We start from the raw sequence: 886 nt of genomic DNA, 5'->3' as shown, positions 1-886 counted from the left end.
ACGCCCCGAGCGGTTCATCATTGATACTAAGCGCTACGGTACTGGCGATTTGCCATACTTTTGGCATAAATTTTGGCAAGGTTAGATTGGCAAATTCTGCCGTACCGACTTTTACCAGACCCAAGCCTTCGATATTGGCTTGGATACCCGCGCCTTTAATGACGCTGATGTCAGTGACAGTCATCAGTGGCAAATGACGCTCGGCCGCAGCATTGATCAAGGCAGTCGCTAAGGGGTGACTGGCATGCGCCTCAACGCTTGCCGCAATTTGTAGCACATCATCGACAGCAATGGAGCTGTCCACCATGACATGATCGACGATAGACGGCTTACCGACAGTCAATGTGCCGGTTTTATCAAGCACGACCGTATCGATATTGCCTGCCGCCTCGAGGCTTTGCGCGTCTTTAAACCAAACGCCATGGCGCGCGGCCACGCCCATGCCCGCCATGATAGCCGCTGGCGTGGCCAGACCGAGCGCACAAGGACACGCGATGACCAATACCGACACCGCATGCATCAAGGCGGTATCCACCATGCCAGTCAGCCACCACGTTAGCCCAAAAGTAGCCAAAGCGATGGTCACCACCACTGGTACAAAAACAGCCGTCACTCTATCGGCAAGCCTTGCCAATTCAGCCTTTGAGCCTTGGGCGTCACTAAGGGCTTTGACCATATCGCCAAGCTTGGTATCGCTGCCTTTGGCACTGACGCGATACAGCAAACTGCCGTTTTCGACCAATGCCCCTGCCAGCAGCTCATCACCTATTTGTTTTTTGAGGGGCACAGACTCACCCGTCAGATGACTCTCCACGCACCAGCCGCCGCCATCTATGACCACCCCGTCGGTCGCCACACGGCTGCCTTGCTTGGCACGCAGGATGTC

General features: G+C 55.3%; 1 protein-coding gene. It reads right to left on the bottom strand.

All coding sequences use genetic code 11. From position 1 onward, the window contains the following. Positions 1-886 (bottom strand): HAD-IC family P-type ATPase (locus tag NK638_RS12315; RefSeq protein WP_274633237.1); only part of this gene is annotated, 886 nt, incomplete at both ends.

Source organism: Psychrobacter sp. A3 (genome assembly GCF_028823565.1).
Taxonomy (GTDB): Bacteria; Pseudomonadota; Gammaproteobacteria; order Pseudomonadales; family Moraxellaceae; genus Psychrobacter; species Psychrobacter celer.
This window is presented reverse-complemented; position numbering and strand designations above follow the sequence as displayed.